The following is a 17,101-nucleotide window of genomic DNA, read 5'->3' as shown; positions in this document are numbered from 1 at the left end:
CGGCGGAGTTATCCACAGCGGAGGCAACTACCGCAGGGGTAGAGGCGTCCGTCGCCCGACGATGTAGTGCGTGAGAGCCCCCCTGATCGTCGCCACCGAGGCGCTCGAGTCCGGCGAACTCACCCGCCGAGATCTGCGTCGTCGGTACACCAAGGTGTATCGCAACGTGTACGTGCCGACGGGAATCGAGTTGACGGCGACCGACCGGGCGCGTGCAGCCTGGCTGTGGTCGGGACGGCGGGCCACGCTCACCGGTCATTGCGCGGCGGCCGTCCTGGGCAGCCGCTGGATACCACCCAGGGCCCCCGTCGAGATCGCGCATTCCCGCCGACCGGCGGCCGACGGAATGATCGCTCGATGCAACGCATTTCGCGATGACGAGGTCACCTCGGTCGACGCCATGCGATGCACGACTGTCGCCAGGACCGCCTACGACCTCGGGCGGCGGCTGCCCGAGCAGATGGGCGTGATCCGCATCGACGCGCTGCTCAACGCGACGGGTGTGCCGGCCGAAGCCGTCGATGCGATCGCCACCCGATATCCGGGCGCGCGAGGCGTCCGTCGGCTACGTAAGACCATGACGTTGGTCGACCCGGGCGCCGAGTCACCGCAGGAAAGCCGACTCCGTCTGCTGATCGCCCGGTCGGGCCTGCCACGACCGGTGACGCAGATTCCCGTGTGCAACGACTATGGACGCGTCGTGCGACGCATCGACATGGGCTGGCCGTCGTGCCTGGTCGGCGTCGAGTACGACGGCGAACAGCACTTCACGAACCCCGACGACTACGCCGCTGACATCGAGCGGCTCGAGTTCCTCGCCGCTCGGGGATGGCTGATAGTCCGCGTGAGCGCCACCCAGTTGCGGTCACGTCAGCCGGAAATCATCGAACGCGTAGACGCTGCCCGCCGAGCGCACGGTTGTTGACGGGCCTTCTCGGTGTTTGCGTACAACAACCGTGCGTTCGGCGCTGGCGCTAGTAGGAGTAGAAGCCCCGGCCCGACTTCTTGCCCAGCTGTCCGGCCTCGACCATGCGCAGCAGCAGCGGCGGCGGACCGTAGTGCGGCTCCTTGAACTCCTCGAACATCTTGTCCGCGATGAGCTTGAGGGTGTCGAGTCCGACCAGGTCCGAGAGCCGCAGCGGGCCCATCGGATGCGACAGCCCGGCGACGACGGCCTTGTCGACGTCCTCGACCGTCGCGAAGCCCGCCTCGACCATCCGGATCGCCGAGAGCAGATACGGCACCAGCAGCGCGTTGACCACGAAGCCCGACCGGTCGCTGCAGCGCACCACCTGCTTGCCGAGCACGTCGCCGGCGAACCGCTCGACCCGCTCGATCGCCGACTCCGACGTCACGAGTGTGCTGACGAGTTCGACCAGCGGCAGCACCGGCACCGGGTTGAAGAAGTGCAGACCCAGCACTCGGCCCGGATTCTGCGTTGCCGCACCGAGTTTCATGATGGGGATGCTCGACGTGTTCGACGCCAGTACGGCGTCGGGGTCGGTGATCACCTGGTCGAGTTCGGCGAAGACCTTGGCCTTGATCGCCTCGTCCTCGATGATCGCCTCGATGACCAGCTGGCGGTCGGCCAGGTCGGCGAGGTCGGTGGTGAACCGCAGCTTCGCCAGCGCCGCCGACTTCTCCCCGTCGGTCACCTTCCCCGCGCTCACCCCGCGCTCCAGCGACTTGGTGATGCGGTTGCGGCCTGCGGTGACCAGCGCCTCGGTGGTCTCGAAGACCAGCACGTCGACGCCGGCGCGGGCGGACACCTCCGCGATGCCCGCGCCCATCTGGCCGGCGCCGATGACGCCTACTCGGTCAATGGGATTGCTCACTGCTGAACTTCCTCCTGTCATGCGTCAGGCCCCGCCCAACACTTCTTGGGCGGGGCCTGCGCTGTCAACTCTGCGACTTAGTGGAACTGACCCTCTTCGGTGGAACCGGTCAGCGCGGTGGTCGAGCTGGTCGGGTCCACGGTGGTGGCGATCCGGTCGAAGTAGCCGGCGCCGACCTCACGCTGGTGACGGGTCGCGGTGTAGCCGCGCTCCTCGGCGGCGAACTCACGCTCCTGCAGCTCGACGTAGGCGGTCATCTGGTTGCGGGCGTAGCCGTAGGCCAGATCGAACATCGAGTAGTTGAGGGCGTGGAAGCCGGCCAGCGTGATGAACTGGAACTTGAAGCCCATCGCGCCGAGTTCCTTCTGGAACTTCGCGATCGTGGCGTCGTCGAGGTGCTTCTTCCAGTTGAACGACGGCGAGCAGTTGTAGGCGAGCATCTGGTCCGGGAACTCGGCCTGCACCCCCTCGGCGAACCTGCGGGCGAGCTCGAGGTCCGGGGTGCCGGTCTCCATCCAGATCAGGTCGGAGTACGGCGCGTAGGCCTTGGCGCGGGCGATGCACGGCTCGATGCCGTTCGTGACCCGGTAGAAGCCTTCCTTGGTCCGCTCACCGGTGATGAACGGCTGGTCGCGCTCGTCGACGTCGGAGGTGATCAGCGTGGCGGCCTCGGCGTCGGTGCGGGCGATGACGACGGTCGGCACGTCGGCCACGTCGGCGGCGAGGCGGGCCGAGGTCAGGGTGCGGATGTGCTGCTGAGTCGGGATCAGCACCTTGCCACCGAGGTGGCCGCACTTCTTCTCCGAGGCCAGCTGGTCCTCCCAGTGCGAACCCGCGACACCGGCGGCGATCATCGCCTTCTGCAGCTCGTAGACGTTGAGCGCGCCACCGAAGCCGGCCTCACCGTCGGCGACGATCGGCACCAGCCAGTTCTCGACCGAGGTGTCGCCCTCGACCTTGGCGATCTCGTCGGCGCGCAGCAGCGCGTTGTTGATGCGGCGCACGACCTGCGGCACCGAGTTGGCCGGGTAGAGGCTCTGGTCGGGGTAGGTGTGGCCGGACAGGTTGGCGTCACCGGCGACCTGCCACCCGGACAGGTAGATGGCCTTCAGGCCGGCGCGGACCTGCTGGACCGCCATGTTGCCGGTCAGCGCGCCGAGCGCGTTCACGAACTCCATGTCGTGAAGCTGGTTCCACAGCACCTCGGCGCCGCGGCGGGCCAGCGTGGCCTCCTCGACGACGCTGCCCTGCAGCGCGACGACGTCTGCGGCGGAGTACTCGCGGGTGATGCCCTTCCAGCGGGGGTTGGTGTCCCAGTCCTTCTGGATCTCTTCGGGGGACTTCGGCGTGCCAACGGTCGACATCGGGCTGCTCCTTCGGTTACTTGCATCGCTGCCGGCGCCGCCGGACTTTCGGCTTGTTAACACCAGCAGGGGTTCACTGCCTTGCTAAAGCGAGGATGCCTTACCGCATAACCGCAGGTCCACCCGTTTCAATCGCCAACTTTTGCCAACGGCGTCAGAAAAGTTGCAAAGGTTGCGAAGGCGGGATCAGCTTGACCGGTTCAGTAGCTACTCGCGAGTAACCTGTTTTCGCTGGTCAGTACGCCCGTACTGTTAAACCGGGAACGTCAGAGCGGGAAGATGCACGCGACGGCTTTCGTCTCGTCGCCGACGGCATATGTGAGCGTTGTAACAGTCCGATCCGTGAGATCCGCGCCGAATTTGTCGGTCGAACCGGGCGGATGGACGTGCCGGATGATCTCCAGCTTGTCGCCGAGCCCCACCGGAAGGTCGTGTTCGATCGTCACCCGCAGCGGCGCCTGCACCAACTCGGGATGGCTGTATAGGTAGTCCTCGACCACCGACCAGTACACCGCGTTGTTCATGTGGTCGAAGATGTCGATGTCGCTGACCCGCACCGGGTACTCGCGGATCTCCTGGGCGTCGTCGCGGCCGCCCGCACTCAGGTAGGCCTTCCACCGCAACCGGTTGATGTCGGTGGTGCGCTGCAACCCGGCGATGAAGTCGTCGGCGATGCGCGCCGGCCCCTGCGTCTCCCGGTTGATGTTGATCCAGAACGCCTCGGATTCCATGAGCCCGCCCTTGCGTCCGTCGATGCGCACCCGCATCTCGCACCACCGGTTCGACGTGCCCGAACACCAGCGCCGCAACCTCAGCATGTCCTGGAACTCGATGGGGCGGATCAGGTCGATCATGGTGCGGCGCACGATCCACAGCGGGTGCGTCTTCTCGTAACCGAGTTCGCGCAGGTGGTCGGTTCCGATGTCCTGGATGTGACGGGTCGCGGCGTCGAACTTCAGGCGTCCGGTGCGGTCGACGTCGGCGACGCGCAGCGGCCAGCCGGTGTCGAAGACGTCGGGGTGCGGATCCGGTACCGGCATCATGATCTTGTTCAGGCCCGTGGTACCGGTGGGCTTGCCTGATGACGTCGTGCCGGTCACTCGTGTTCCTCCTGATCACCCGCCCGCCGCGATACATGGCCAGGCGACCCGATACTGCCACAGCCCCGGGCTTGGCACGATTGCGAAGCCCGATGTTCGCAGCGTTGTTAGGCTGGTTGACGTGGCAAAAACGTTCGTGGGGTCGCGTGTTCGGCAGTTGCGCAACGAACGCGGCTACAGTCAGGCCGCGCTGGCGCAGATGCTCGAGATCTCCCCGAGCTACCTCAACCAGATCGAGCACGACGTCCGTCCGCTGACCGTCGCGGTGCTGCTGCGCATCACCGAGGTGTTCGGCGTCGACGCCACGTTCTTCGCCTCGCAGGACGACACCCGGCTCGTGGCCGAACTCCGCGAAGTGGCGATGGACCGCGAACTCGGCGTCGAGGTCGACGTGTCCGAGATCGCGGACATGGTCGCGGCGCACCCCGCGCTGGCCCGCGCCATGGTCAACCTGCACCGCCGCTACCGGCTGACCACCACCCAGTTGGCCGCCGCGACCGAAGACCGGTTCACCGACGGCAGCGGAAGCGGGTCCATCACGATGCCGCACGAGGAGGTGCGCGACTACTTCTACCAACGCCAGAACTACCTGCACGAACTCGACAGCGCCGCCGAGGATCTCACTGTCCGGATGCGGATGCACCGCGGCGACCTCGCCGGCGAACTGTCCAACCGGTTGTCGACGGTGCACGGTGTGCACATCGTGCGGCGCATCGACCTCGGGGAGACCGTGCTGCACCGGTTCGAACCGGGCACCCGGACACTGGAGATGAGCACCCACCTGTCGGCCGGTCAGCAGGTGTTCAAGATGGCCGCCGAACTGGCCTATCTCGAATTCGGCGACCTCATCGACAAGATGGTCGACGAGGGCATGTTCACCAGCGACGAGTCGCGCACCCTGGCCCGCCTCGGCCTGGCCAACTACTTCGCCGCGGCCACGGTGCTGCCGTACCGGCAGTTCCACGACGTCGCGGAGGACTTCCGCTACGACGTCGAACGGCTCTCGGCGTTCTATCAGGTCAGCTACGAGACGATCGGGCACCGGCTGTCGACCTTGCAGCGGCCGTCGATGCGCGGGGTGCCGTTCTCGTTCGTGCGCGTGGACCGTGCGGGCAACATGTCGAAACGCCAGTCCGCGACGGGGTTCCACTTCTCGTCCAGCGGCGGCACCTGCCCGCTGTGGAACGTGTACGAGACCTTCGCCAACCCGGGCAAGATCCTGGTGCAGATCGCGCAGATGCCCGACGGCCGCAACTACATGTGGGTGGCGCGGACGGTGGAGCGCCGGGCGTCGCGCTATGGTCAGCCGGGTAAGACGTTCGCGATCGGTCTCGGATGCGAACTGCGCCACGCACATCGGCTGGTCTACTCCGAGGGGCTGGAGGTAACTGATGGCTCGAATGTTCGAGCGACGCCCATCGGGGCCGGCTGCCGCGTCTGCGAGCGGGACAACTGCCCACAGCGCGCGTTCCCCGCGCTGGGCCGCGCCCTCGACCTCGACGAGCACCGGTCCACGGTCTCGCCCTATCTGGTGAAGCAGACATGACCCGCATCGCGCCCGGCGGACTCCGGGAACTCGGCCCGCTGAACTGGGTCATCGCCAAGGCCGGTGCCCGCGCCATCCGCGCGCCGCGCTTCAGCCTGTTCGACGTGCTCGGCCAGCACCGTCTGCTGTTCCTGGCGTTCCTGCCCTACAGCGGCGTGCTGCTCGGCCGGCTGGGCAAGCTGACCCGTCAGGACGCCGAGCTCGTGATCCTGCGGGTGGGCCATCTGCGGGAGTGCGAGTACGAACTGCAGCAGCACCGCCGGCTGGCGCGCAGCCGCGGCCTGGGCGCCGACCTGCAGGCCCGGATCTTCGAGGGACCCGACGCCGAGGGCCTCACCGACCGGCAGCGGGTGCTCGTCACCGCGACCGACGAGTTCGTCGTCACCCGCGGGGTGTCACCGCAGACGTGGGCGGTGCTGGCCCGGCATCTGACCAAGCCGCAGCTCATCGAATTCTGCTTGCTGGCAGCGCATTACGACGGCCTGGCGGCGACCATCAGCACGCTGCAGGTACCGCTGGACTTCCCGGACTGAGCGCTACAGGTAGGTCACGCCGAGGACGACGATCGAGAACAGCACCGGCGAGACCGCCAGACCCCACACGAACGTCGACCACACGTGTTCCTTGCGCTGGAATCTGCGCCAGCCGAGGTAGCCGAGCGCGGCGCCCACCACGAACGACAGCGCGGCGACCACCAGCACCCACGTGCTGACGTCGGAGGTGTTGGTGGCCAACGAGATCGCGACCAGCCACAGGATATGACCGAGCACGAATCCGCCGACACCGGCGACGATTTCGTTTCTCAAAAGTTGATCATGTGTCCGGCAAGCCCGTGGAAGGCCTCCTGCAGCGCCTCCGATAGCGTCGGGTGGGTGTGCACGTTGCGGGCCAGTTCGTTGGCGGTCAGATCCCACTTCTGCGCCAGCGTGAGTTCGGGCAGCAGTTCGGAGACGTCGTGGCCGATGAGGTGGCCGCCGATCAGCTCGCCGTACTTCGCGTCGGCGATGAGCTTGACGAAACCGGCCGGAGCGCCCATCCCGTGCGCCTTGCCGTTGGCGGTGAACGGGAACTTGGCGACCTTGACGTCGTAGCCCTCCTCGCGGGCCTGCTCTTCGGTGAGCCCGAAGCTGGCGACCTGCGGCTGGCAGAAGGTGGCGCGCGGCATCATCCGGTAGTCGCCCAGCGGGAGGGTCTCGGCCCCGGCGATGGTCTCGGCGGCGACGACACCCATCGCCTCGGCGACGTGGGCGAGTTGCAGTTTGCCGGTGACGTCGCCGATCGCGTAGATGTGCGGTTTGTTGGTGCGCATGTAGTCGTCGATGCCGATGCCCTTGCGGTCGGTCAACTCGACGCCGGCCGCCTCCAGGCCGTACCCCTCGACGTTCGGGGAGAAGCCGATGGCCTGCAGCACCTTGTCGGCCTTGATGTCCTGGGACTTGCCGTCCTTGGACACCGCGACGGTCACCTGCTCACCGTCGTCGGTGATCTTCTCGACCTTGGTGCCGGTCATGATCTTGACGCCCAGCTTCTTGAACTGCTTCTCGATCTCCTTGGAGACCTCGGCGTCCTCGTTGGGCAGCGCGCGGGGCAGGAACTCGACGATCGTGACGTCGACTCCGTAGTTCTTCATCACGTAGCCGAACTCCATGCCGATGGCCCCCGCGCCGGCGATGACGATCGAGCCGGGCAGTTCGCGCTCCATGATCTGCTCTTCGTAGGTGACCACGTTCTCCGACAGCGACGTGTTGGGCACCAGTTTCGTGCTGGCCCCGGTGGAGATGATCGCGTTGTCGAAGGTCAGCGTCTCGGTCCCGCCCTCGTTGAGGTCGACCTCGATGGTGTGGTCGTCGGTGAACTTCCCGTACCCGTGAACCTCGGTGATCTTGTTCTTCTTCATCAGGAAGTGCACACCGGCGACGCGGCCCTCGGCCACCTTGCGGCTGCGGTCGAACGCGGCGCCGTAGTCGAACGTCGCCTCACCGCTGATCCCGAAGGTCTTGGCCTCCTTGGTGAAGATGTGGGCCAGTTCGGCGTTGCGCAGCAGCGCCTTCGACGGGATGCATCCCACGTTGAGGCACACGCCGCCCCAGTACTTGGGTTCGACGATGGCGGTGTTCAGCCCGAGCTGGGCAGCGCGAATGCCCGCGACGTATCCGCCGGGACCTGCTCCGAGTACGACGACGTCATAGTGGGTCACCCTGACCACACTAGTGGTCGCGGCAGCTGTGTCAGCGTGTGATCCAGCCGAATACATAGGCGCCGTAGAGCGCGGCGGCGCCTGCGGTGGATGCCAGCGGCACCGACATCAGCGCGATGGCCAACGCCGAGATGACGGGTTTCCTGGCGACCATGGCGACGATGAGGCCGGCGACCGTACAGCCGAGCAGGTAGACGAGCACGCTGTAGACGGGCCAGGTCTTGTCGGGGTCCAGGTCCCCGACCCACCAGTGGTAGAGGCCGGCGCCGACGGCGGCGGCGACGACCCACACCCCGGCCAGCACCAGCGCGAACACCCAGCGCTTGAGGAACTGGTAGGAACCGGGCAGGACGACCGGTTGCGCGGGCGGCACGATCATCGGCTCGGAGTCGGGTTCGAAATCGAGCGCCTCGTAGGCGATCGGATCGGGTTCCCGGTCCAGGGTGAGCGTGTGTTCGGGCTTCGCGGCCAGCGGCGTCACCGGATCGGGCCGGCTGAACCCGCCCGTGTCGAACGTCGGCAGGTACGGCGAGGTGTGCTCGCCCCCCGCGGTGTCGTTGCCGTTGTCAGCCACCGTTGACCACCTCGATCAGCGTCAGCGCGCCCAACCAGCCGGGCGCGATGGCCAGCACGAACACCCCCAGCGTGGTGACCCAGCGCCGGCCCGAGCACAGGATCATGACCACGCCGAGGACGGCGGGCACACCGACGACGAGCCCGATGACGACGTCGGGACGGACGGTGGCCGTGATGAGCAGCGTCGACGTGACGGCGGCGACCAGTCCGACCGCGGCGCCGACCAGCATCGCACTGGACAGCAGCCAGGGGCGGGGCAGCGGAATCACGCATCCGACGATAACGCCGCCGGGCGCGTCAACCCTGCATGCGCTCGGCGCGCCTCGCAGGTATCGGGCACGCGTCCTCGGCTTCGGCCACGACGGGTGCCCGGCCGGCCGGGCGGTCCCCGTCGGCGTAGCGAGCACCGGTCACCGGCGAATCCTGCGCCAACGCCGCGTTCTCGGCGTCGGTGAACGCGCGGGCGCGGCTGAGGAAGCGCATGCCCTCGGGCGCTTCGAGGCTGAACCCGCCGCCGCGGCCGGGCACCACGTCGATGACGAGCTGGGTGTGTTTCCAGGTGTCGAACTGCGGGCCGGAGATCCACACCGGCACACCGTCGGCCCCGACGTCGAGCACCGCGAGCAGCACGTCACGGTCGCCGACGATGAACTCGCCGTCGGGGTAGCACATCGGCGACGACCCGTCGCAGCAGCCGCCGGACTGGTGGAACATCAGCGCACCGTGGCGGCCCTGCAGTGTGGTCAGCAGGTCCGCCGCGGCGCGCGTGACGAGTGCGCGGGGTGGGGTCATCTAGAAGAAGCCCTGCGCCTTGTTGCTGTAACTCACCAGCAGGTTCTTCGTCTGCTGGTAGTGGTCGAGCATCATCTTGTGGGTCTCGCGCCCGATGCCGGACTGCTTGTAGCCGCCGAACGCCGCGTGGGCCGGATACATGTGGTAGCAGTTCGTCCACACCCGGCCGGCCTTGATGTCGCGTCCCGCGCGGTAGGCGGTGTTGCCGTCGCGCGACCAGACACCCGCGCCCAGCCCGTAGAGGGTGTCGTTGGCCATGCCGATCGCGTCGTCGTAGTCCTTGAACGAGGTGACCGCGACGACCGGGCCGAAGATCTCCTCCTGGAACACACGCATCTTGTTCGTGCCCTCGAAGATCGTGGGCTGCACGTAGAAGCCGCCGTTGAGATCGCCGCCCAGTTCGGCGCGTTCACCGCCGGTGACCACACGCGCGCCCTCGTCCTTACCGATCTCGATGTAGGACAGCACCTTCTCGAGCTGATCGTTGGACGCCTGCGAGCCGATCATCGTCTCGGTGTCGAGCGGATCGCCCTGGCGCACCGCCTTGGTGCGGATCGCCGCCAATTCCAGGAACTCGTCGTAGATGTCGGCCTGGACGAGGCTGCGCGACGGGCAGGTGCACACCTCGCCCTGGTTGAGGGCGAACATCGTGAACCCCTCGAGCGCCTTGTCCTGATAGTCGTCGCCCTCGGCCATCACGTCGGAGAAGAAGATGTTCGGGCTCTTGCCGCCCAGCTCCAGCGTGACGGGGATCAGGTTCTGCGATGCGTACTGCATGATCAGCCGGCCGGTGGTGGTCTCCCCGGTGAACGCGATCTTGGCGATCCGGTTCGAGGACGCCAGCGGTTTGCCGGCCTCGACGCCGAATCCGTTGACCACGTTGAGGACTCCCGCGGGCAGCAGGTCACCGATCAACGACATCAGGTACAGGATCGACGCGGGGGTCTGCTCGGCCGGTTTGAGGACCACCGCGTTGCCCGCGGCCAGCGCGGGCGCCAGCTTCCAGGTGGCCATCAGGATCGGGAAGTTCCACGGGATGATCTGGCCGACCACGCCGAGCGGTTCGTGGAAGTGGTACGCCACGGTGTCCTCGTCGATCTGGCTCAGCGCCCCCTCCTGCGCGCGGATGGCCCCGGCGAAGTAGCGGAAATGGTCCACCGCCAACGGAATGTCGGCGTTGAGCGTCTCGCGGATCGGCTTGCCGTTGTCCCACGACTCCGCCAGCGCCAGCGATTCGAGATTCGCCTCGATGCGGTCGGCGATCTTCAGCAGCACCTGCGCCCGCTCCCCCGGCGAGGTCTTGCCCCACGCCGTGGCCGCGCCGTGCGCGGCGTCGAGGGCCTTGTCGATGTCGGCCTCGGTCGAGCGCGGGATCTCACAGAACGTCTGCCCCGTCACCGGTGTCAGGTTCTCGAAGTACTCCCCGCCGACGGGCGCGACCCATTCACCACCGATGAAGTTGCCGTACCGCGACTCATAGGCCATCAGTGCGTCGGCAGCACCGGGTCGGGCGTAAACAGTCATGCGTGTCCTCCTTGGTGGGATGGGGGTTCGGGTGGTTCGAGCCGTGCGGCGTGGACCACGGGGGCGGTCGAGGTCGGCAGGAGTCGCATCCTATCGACGGGGTAGCGGACGTCCAGGCGCACAGAGTGGGCGATGCGGTACGGCTGGGCGGCCAGCAGCCCGACGAACTGTTTGCGCATCCGCGACACCTCGGCGCGCACCGTCACCACGCGCGAGGCGTCTCCGTACAGATCGAGGGCCAGCTCCGGCGCGGACCGGCCTGCACGCCGAACCGACAGCGCCAGAAGGATTTCCGCGTGCCGCAGGCTCAGCGCGCGGCGCCAGCCACCGACCTGGCCGACCATCTCCAGCGCCGGCGCGTCGGGGTTGCGCAGATCCAACGCCACCTGCGCCGCGACCCCCGACGCGGCCTCGGGGTCGTCGGCCAACCGGACCAGCCACCCGCCGGGCAGCGGGTCGACATCGCACAGACCCAGGGCAGGCACCAGCAGCCTTCCGGGTGTGACCCCGCGGGGAAGCGCGATCCGGTTGTGCGGCGGAAGCGAATCCACCGCGGCGACCCACCCGTCGGGGTCGACGGCCAGGGCGGGGCTGCCGATGCGCGCGAGGATGGGCGCCGCGACCATCCGCAGGCTGTTGAGCGTGCGGTTGTGCTGTTCGCGCAGATGGGATTCGGCCAGCCGCGCGACCGCGTCGACCAGCGCCACCGTCGTCGGATGCACGGTCGCCGCGGGGCCGGACACGTCGACCACACCGATGACGTGGCCCGTCCGCGGATCCTTGATGGGCGCGCCCGCACAGGTCCACGGGTGATGGCTGCGGGAGTAGTGCTCGGCGGAGAACACCTGCACCGCACTGTTCGACATCAGCGCGGTGCCGATCGCGTTGGTGCCGACGGCGTTCTCACCCCAGTGCGCGCCCTCCACGAAACCCAGCCGGTCCGCGGACCCGAGCACCGCACGCGATCCGGCCCGCCACAGCACCCGGCCGCGCGCGTCGGCGACGACGAGGATGTTGTCACCCTCGACGATCAGCGATTCCAGCCCGCGCGAGAGATCCTCGAGCACCGACATCAGCCCGGACGCCTGCCGCAACTCCTCGAGAGTGGTGCCCTCCACCTCGGGTTCGGGCAGCGTGTCGGGGTCGATACCACGCGCCATCAACCGGTGCCAGGACTCCTCGATGACCTTGCGGGGCCGGGCGGGGGCGCGGCCGCCGGCCATGGTGGCGTCGTAGACCGCCGACATCAGACGGGCGTACTGGCGTGGATCCTCGCCCGCCGCGACGGCGGGTTCGGGGACGGGCGGACGAGGCATCACAGCCGATTGTGCTCCCCGTCACAATGACGCGGCAACGAGGTCACCGGTAGACCATGCCGCCGTCGATGAGGCCGGCCTGTCCGGTCATGTAGTCGGCGCCGGGTCCGGCCAGGTAGGCCACGAATCCGGCGACGTCCTCCGGCGTCTCCGGTCGGCCGAGTGCGATGGTGTCGGAGAACTTCTTGAACGTCTCACCCTCGGCGGCGCCGGTGAGTTGGGCGAACCGCCGGTCGATCTCCACCCACATGTCGGTGCCCACCACCCCGGGGCAGTAGGCGTTGACGGTGATGCCGTCGGCGGCGTGCTCCTTGGCCGCGGCCTGGGTCAGCGCGCGCACCGCGAACTTGGTCGCGCTGTACGGGCCGAGCATCGCGAAGCCCTCGTGGCCGGCGATCGACGAGGCGTTGACGATCTTGCCGGGACGCGCGAGTTCCTTGAATTTCGCCACCGCCGCCTGGATGCCCCAGAGCACACCGTCGACGTTGATCGCCCAGAGCCGCGCGAGGTCCTGCGGAGTCACCTCGGCGATCGGGCCGACGAGTGCGATCCCGGCGTTGTTCACCATCACGTCGAAGCCGCCGAGTGCGGAGGCCGCATGGTCGACTGCGGCGAAGACCGCCTCGCGGTCACTCACGTCGGCCACGAATGTCGTTGTCTTGGAGCCTGATTCACCAATCTCGGCGGCGACCTCGGCCAGACCGCCCTCGGAGACGTCGACCAGCGCCACATCGGCGCCCTGCCGGGCGAGCTCGACGGCGATGCCCCGGCCGATACCACGACCGGCGCCGGTGACCAGGGCGACCTTGCCCGCCAACGGGGCGGGAATCTGCATTGCCATGCCGCAGTTCTATGTGACGGCGACCACACGCCGAAAGAGTTGCATCGGGTTGCACGCCCGCGTGCAACGGCGTGCAACCCTTGTGCGACGCGGTGGCGACGGTGTGCCCTGGGTCACATGACACAGACCCTTGCAAATGGTCGGAAACCGACCACCGACCTGACGCCGCAGCAGCGCGTCGACGCCTGGCTCGCCGACTTCGAGGCCGCCCTGGCGGTGCGCGACGTCGAACGGGTGGTCGCGAAGTTCGCGACCGACAGCTTCTGGCGCGACCTCGTCGCGTTCACGTGGAACCTCAAGACCCTCGAGGGGCGCGACGGCATCGCGGACATGCTGTCTTCTCGCCTCGCCGAGACCGATCCCGGAGGCTTCCGCACCCGCGAGACGCCCACGGTCGACGGCGACGTCACGACCGCGTTCATCGAATTCGACACCGCAGCGGGCCGCGGTGTCGGGCACCTGCGGCTGCGCGGCGACTCCGCGGGAGATGATGTGGCCTGGACCCTGCTGACCACCCTGCAGGAACTCAAGGGCCACGAGGAGCGCAAGGGCCCGTCGCGGGTGCTCGGTGCGGTGCACGGCTCGGATCCCGATCCCCGGTCCTGGGCCGAGAAGCGGGCCGAGGAGGAGGCGGCGCTGGGGCGGACCGTTCAGCCGTACGCGCTGGTGATCGGCGGTGGCCAGGGCGGCATCGCGCTCGGCGCGCGGCTGCGTCAGCTCGGGGTGCCCGCCATCGTCGTGGACCGCCACGAGCGCCCGGGTGACCAGTGGCGCAAGCGTTACAAGTCGCTGTGCCTGCACGATCCGGTGTGGTACGACCACCTGCCGTATCTGCCGTTCCCGCAGAACTGGCCGGTGTTCGCGCCGAAGGACAAGATCGGCGACTGGCTGGAGTTCTACACCCGGGTGATGGAGGTGCCCTACTGGTCGAAGACGACGTGTCTGTCGGCGTCGTTCGACGACCGGACCAAGACATGGACCGTCGACGTGGACCGGGACGGCGAACGCCTCACGCTCCACCCGACGCAGTTGATCCTGGCCACCGGCATGTCGGGTAAGCCCAACGTCCCGACGCTGCCCGGCCAGGACGTGTTCTGCGGCGAGCAACACCACAGCAGCGCCCACCCGGGGCCGGACCGCTATATCGGCAAGCGGGCCGTGGTGATCGGGTCGAACAACTCCGCCCACGACATCTGCAAGGCGCTGGTCGAGAACGGCGTCGACACCACGATGGTGCAGCGCTCCTCCACCCACATCGTCAAGTCGGATTCGCTGATGGACCTCGGGCTCGGCGACCTGTACTCCGAGCGCGCGCTGGCGGCGGGGATGACGACCGAGAAAGCCGACCTCACGTTCGCGTCGCTGCCGTACCGGATCATGCACGAGTTCCAGACGCCGATCTACGACGCGATCCGCGAGCGGGACAGGGACTTCTACGAACGACTGGCCGCCGCGGGCTTCGAACTGGACTGGGGCGACGACGGTTCCGGGTTGTTCATGAAATACCTGCGCCGCGGTTCGGGCTACTACATCGACGTCGGCGCGTGTGATCTCGTGGCCGACGGCACGATCAAGCTCGCCCACGGGGAGGTCTCCCATCTGACAGAGGATTCGGTAGTGCTGGCCGACGGGACCGAGTTGCCGGCCGACGTGGTGGTCTACGCGACGGGCTACGGCTCGATGAACGGCTGGGCCGCCGATCTGATCGGCCAGGACGTGGCCGACAAGGTCGGCAAGGTGTGGGGACTGGGCTCGTCGACCACCAAAGACCCCGGGCCGTGGGAAGGCGAGCAACGCAACATGTGGAAGCCGACGCAACAGGAGAACCTGTGGTTCCACGGCGGCAACCTGCACCAGTCCCGGCACTACTCGCTGTATCTGGCGTTGCAACTCAAGGCCCGCTACGAAGGCATCCCGACACCGGTGTACGGACTGCAGGAGGTGCACCACCTGAGCTGACGGCCGGCGGTCACGCAGAATGGGGGCGTGACTGACGACGCGTACCTGTGGCTCGAGGACATCACCGGCGACGACGCCCTGGACTGGGTGCGGGCGCACAACGAGCCGACCCTGGCCGACCTCCGCGGTGAGCGTTTCGAGCAGATGCGCACCGAGGCGCTCGAGGTGCTCGACACCGATGCCCGCATCCCCTACGTCCGCCGGCGCGGGGACCACCTCTACAACTTCTGGCGCGATGCGGCGAACCCACGGGGTCTGTGGCGGCGCACCACGCTGGAGAGCTACCGCACCGAGGAGCCGGAGTGGGAGGTGGTCATCGACGTCGACGACCTTGCTCGCGCCGACGACGAGAACTGGGTGTGGGCCGGGGCCGACGTCCTCGAACCCGACCACACCCGTGCGCTGATCAGCCTGTCCCGGGGCGGCGCGGACGCCGCGATCGTGCGCGAATTCGACATGAGCGCAATGCAATTCGTCGACGGTGGGTTCGAGCTCCCCGAGGCCAAGACGGCGATCGCCTGGGAGGACCACGACACCGTGCTGGTGGGTACGGATTTCGGTGAGAGCGCGCTGACCGACTCGGGTTATCCGCGGCTGGTCAAGCGGTGGCGTCGCGGTACGCCGCTCGCCGATGCCGAGACGGTGTACAGCGGCGAGCCGACCGACGTCATCGTCACCGCATCGGTGGACCGCACCCCCGGATTCGAACGCACCATGGTGCGCCGCGCCGTCGACTTCTTCAACGACGAGGTCCACGAGCTGCGCGACGGCGAGCTGAGCCGCATCGACGCCCCGACCGACGCGACGGTGTCGGTGCACCGGGAGTGGCTGCTCATCGAGTTGCGCACCGACTGGCTGGACTACCGGGCAGGCTCGCTGCTCGCCGCGAAGTATGACGAATACCGCGGCGGCACAGGGGAACTGCGGGTGGTGTTCGAGCCCGACGAGCACACCTGCCTACACCATTACGCGTGGACCCGCGACCGACTCGTCGTCGTCACCCTCGCCGACGTCGCAAGCCGCGTCGAGGTGTACACCCCGGGTGAGTGGACGTCGCAGCCCGTCCCGGGACTGCCCGACAACACCAACACCGTGATCGTGGCCGCCGACGACCTCGGCGACGAGATCTTCCTGGACTCCAGCGGCTTCGACACCCCCTCGCGGCTGCTACACGGCACCGCGGGTGGCGAGCTCGCCGAGATCAAGCGCGCCCCTTCGTTCTTCGACGCCGCCGACCTGAAGGTCGACCAGCACTTCGCCACGTCGGCCGACGGCACGAAGATTCCGTACTTCGTGGTCGACCACCGGCACAAGCAGTCCCCCGGGCCGACGCTGCTGGGTGGGTACGGCGGTTTCGAGGTGGCGCGGACGCCCGGCTACGACGGCGTGCTGGGCAGGCTGTGGTTGTCGCGCGGCGGCACCTACGTCCTGGCGAACATCCGCGGCGGCGGGGAGTACGGGCCGACGTGGCACACCCAGGCGATGCGCGAGGGCCGGCACCTCGTCGGTGAGGACTTCGCCGCCGTGGCAGCGGATCTCGTGGACCGCGGCATCACCACGGTCGAGCAGTTGGGCGCTCAGGGCGGCAGCAACGGCGGTCTGCTCATGGGGATCATGCTCACGCAGTATCCGAAACTGTTCGGCGGTCTGGTGTGCAGCGTGCCGCTGTTGGACATGCGCCGGTTCCACCTGCTGCTGGCCGGGGCGTCGTGGGTGGCCGAGTACGGCAACCCCGACGACCCAGCCGACTGGGAGTTCATCTCGAAGTACTCGCCGTACCAGAACATCTCGGCCGAACGCCGGTATCCGCCGGTGCTGATCACGACGTCGACGCGCGACGACCGGGTGCACCCCGGGCATGCGCGGAAGATGACCGCGGCGCTCGAGGACGCCGGGCAACCGGTGCAGTACTACGAGAACATCGAGGGCGGCCACGGCGGCGCAGCGGACAACTCCCAGGCGGCGTTCCGCGCGGCGCTGATCTACGAGTTCCTGTGGCGGAAGCTGGGCGGGTAGCGGCGCCGGCGCTCCGCCGACCTCGAGGTTTGTCA

At 67.9% G+C, this 17,101-nt stretch carries 16 protein-coding genes; 5 read left to right on the top strand and 11 right to left on the bottom strand.

Annotation, left to right across the window (positions count from 1 at the left end; genetic code table 11):
• Nucleotides 1-70: 70 nt before the first annotated feature.
• On the top strand, nucleotides 71-925 hold the full coding sequence (locus AU196_RS08330) for an endonuclease domain-containing protein (protein WP_059094638.1): 855 nt from the start codon (nucleotides 71-73) through the stop codon (nucleotides 923-925).
• A gap of 49 nt (nucleotides 926-974) precedes the next feature.
• On the opposite strand, the gene AU196_RS08325 is transcribed toward AU196_RS08330, so the two are convergent.
• From AU196_RS08325 to AU196_RS08315, 3 genes are all read right to left on the bottom strand, one after another.
• Nucleotides 975-1,835 carry a 3-hydroxybutyryl-CoA dehydrogenase gene (locus AU196_RS08325; RefSeq protein WP_157546153.1) on the bottom strand — a complete coding sequence of 287 codons (861 nt, stop codon included), beginning with the start codon at nucleotides 1,833-1,835 and terminating at the stop codon, nucleotides 975-977.
• Nucleotides 1,836-1,912: 77 nt separating this feature from the next.
• Nucleotides 1,913-3,199 (bottom strand): isocitrate lyase, encoded by a 1,287-nt coding sequence (gene aceA / locus AU196_RS08320; protein WP_059094636.1) that lies wholly within the window; start codon nucleotides 3,197-3,199, stop codon nucleotides 1,913-1,915.
• Nucleotides 3,200-3,465: 266 nt separating this feature from the next.
• Nucleotides 3,466-4,242, bottom strand: a complete 777-nt coding sequence (locus AU196_RS08315) for an acyl-[acyl-carrier-protein] thioesterase (RefSeq protein ID WP_059094692.1) — start codon at nucleotides 4,240-4,242, stop codon at nucleotides 3,466-3,468.
• A gap of 178 nt (nucleotides 4,243-4,420) precedes the next feature.
• Between AU196_RS08315 and ramB the strand changes: the two genes are divergently transcribed.
• Both ramB and AU196_RS08305 read left to right on the top strand, forming a co-directional pair.
• On the top strand, nucleotides 4,421-5,845 hold the full coding sequence (gene ramB / locus AU196_RS08310) for an acetate metabolism transcriptional regulator RamB (RefSeq protein WP_059094635.1): 1,425 nt from the start codon (nucleotides 4,421-4,423) through the stop codon (nucleotides 5,843-5,845).
• Nucleotides 5,842-6,378 (top strand): carboxymuconolactone decarboxylase family protein, encoded by a 537-nt coding sequence (locus AU196_RS08305; protein ID WP_059094634.1) that lies wholly within the window; start codon nucleotides 5,842-5,844, stop codon nucleotides 6,376-6,378. The genes ramB and AU196_RS08305 overlap by 4 nt, the downstream gene beginning before the upstream one ends.
• 3 nt (nucleotides 6,379-6,381) lie before the next feature.
• On the opposite strand, the gene AU196_RS08300 is transcribed toward AU196_RS08305, so the two are convergent.
• The 8 genes from AU196_RS08300 to AU196_RS08265 are packed head-to-tail and all read right to left on the bottom strand — an operon-like array spanning nucleotide 6,382 to nucleotide 13,091.
• A complete protein-coding gene (locus AU196_RS08300; protein WP_059094633.1) occupies nucleotides 6,382-6,651 on the bottom strand; it encodes a hypothetical protein in 270 nt (89 codons plus the stop codon).
• Nucleotides 6,648-8,042: a dihydrolipoyl dehydrogenase gene (gene lpdA / locus AU196_RS08295; protein WP_059094691.1), complete on the bottom strand. Its 1,395-nt coding sequence runs from the start codon at nucleotides 8,040-8,042 to the stop codon at nucleotides 6,648-6,650. The genes AU196_RS08300 and lpdA overlap by 4 nt, the downstream gene beginning before the upstream one ends.
• Before the next feature lie 31 nt (nucleotides 8,043-8,073).
• Entirely contained in the window at nucleotides 8,074-8,616 is a 543-nt protein-coding gene (locus tag AU196_RS08290) for a hypothetical protein (protein WP_059094632.1), read from the bottom strand.
• Nucleotides 8,609-8,887, bottom strand: a complete 279-nt coding sequence (locus AU196_RS08285) for a putative holin (RefSeq protein ID WP_059094631.1) — start codon at nucleotides 8,885-8,887, stop codon at nucleotides 8,609-8,611. Before AU196_RS08285 ends, AU196_RS08290 begins: the two co-directional genes overlap by 8 nt.
• A 28-nt stretch (nucleotides 8,888-8,915) precedes the next feature.
• Nucleotides 8,916-9,410, bottom strand: a complete 495-nt coding sequence (locus AU196_RS08280) for a DUF779 domain-containing protein (RefSeq protein WP_059094630.1) — start codon at nucleotides 9,408-9,410, stop codon at nucleotides 8,916-8,918.
• On the bottom strand, nucleotides 9,411-10,934 hold the full coding sequence (adh, locus tag AU196_RS08275; protein WP_059094629.1) for an aldehyde dehydrogenase: 1,524 nt from the start codon (nucleotides 10,932-10,934) through the stop codon (nucleotides 9,411-9,413).
• Nucleotides 10,931-12,250 carry a GAF domain-containing protein gene (locus tag AU196_RS08270; protein ID WP_059094628.1) on the bottom strand — a complete coding sequence of 440 codons (1,320 nt, stop codon included), beginning with the start codon at nucleotides 12,248-12,250 and terminating at the stop codon, nucleotides 10,931-10,933. Before AU196_RS08270 ends, adh begins: the two co-directional genes overlap by 4 nt.
• A 43-nt stretch (nucleotides 12,251-12,293) precedes the next feature.
• Nucleotides 12,294-13,091 (bottom strand): acetoin reductase, encoded by a 798-nt coding sequence (locus tag AU196_RS08265; RefSeq protein WP_197415731.1) that lies wholly within the window; start codon nucleotides 13,089-13,091, stop codon nucleotides 12,294-12,296.
• 117 nt (nucleotides 13,092-13,208) lie between these two features.
• On the opposite strand from AU196_RS08265, the gene AU196_RS08260 reads away from it, so the two are divergent.
• Together AU196_RS08260 and AU196_RS08255 are read left to right on the top strand one after the other, a co-directional pair.
• Nucleotides 13,209-15,050 (top strand): NAD(P)/FAD-dependent oxidoreductase, encoded by a 1,842-nt coding sequence (locus AU196_RS08260; RefSeq protein ID WP_059094626.1) that lies wholly within the window; start codon nucleotides 13,209-13,211, stop codon nucleotides 15,048-15,050.
• A gap of 27 nt (nucleotides 15,051-15,077) precedes the next feature.
• Nucleotides 15,078-17,066 (top strand): prolyl oligopeptidase family serine peptidase, encoded by a 1,989-nt coding sequence (locus AU196_RS08255; protein ID WP_059094625.1) that lies wholly within the window; start codon nucleotides 15,078-15,080, stop codon nucleotides 17,064-17,066.
• The last annotated feature ends 35 nt before the right edge of the window (nucleotides 17,067-17,101 follow it).

The sequence above is a fragment of the Mycobacterium sp. IS-1742 genome, assembly GCF_001500125.1.
In the GTDB taxonomy this organism is placed as follows: Bacteria; Actinomycetota; Actinomycetes; order Mycobacteriales; family Mycobacteriaceae; genus Mycobacterium.
Note: the sequence above shows the minus strand (reverse complement) of the source record. Positions and strands in the feature narration are given on the sequence as shown.

Bases quoted from the DNA above. Each gene is read 5' to 3' on its own strand.
- aceA (WP_059094636.1), bottom strand. From the start codon at position 3,199: ATGTCGACCGTTGGCACGCCGAAGTCCCCCGAAGAGATCCAGAAGGAC.
- AU196_RS08315 (WP_059094692.1), bottom strand. From the start codon at position 4,242: ATGATGCCGGTACCGGATCCGCACCCCGACGTCTTCGACACCGGCTGG.
- AU196_RS08305 (WP_059094634.1), top strand. From the start codon at position 5,842: ATGACCCGCATCGCGCCCGGCGGACTCCGGGAACTCGGCCCGCTGAAC.
- AU196_RS08280 (WP_059094630.1), bottom strand. From the start codon at position 9,410: ATGACCCCACCCCGCGCACTCGTCACGCGCGCCGCGGCGGACCTGCTG.
- adh (WP_059094629.1), bottom strand. From the start codon at position 10,934: ATGACTGTTTACGCCCGACCCGGTGCTGCCGACGCACTGATGGCCTAT.
- AU196_RS08270 (WP_059094628.1), bottom strand. From the start codon at position 12,250: ATGCCTCGTCCGCCCGTCCCCGAACCCGCCGTCGCGGCGGGCGAGGAT.
- AU196_RS08265 (WP_197415731.1), bottom strand. From the start codon at position 13,091: ATGGCAATGCAGATTCCCGCCCCGTTGGCGGGCAAGGTCGCCCTGGTC.
- AU196_RS08260 (WP_059094626.1), top strand. From the start codon at position 13,209: ATGACACAGACCCTTGCAAATGGTCGGAAACCGACCACCGACCTGACG.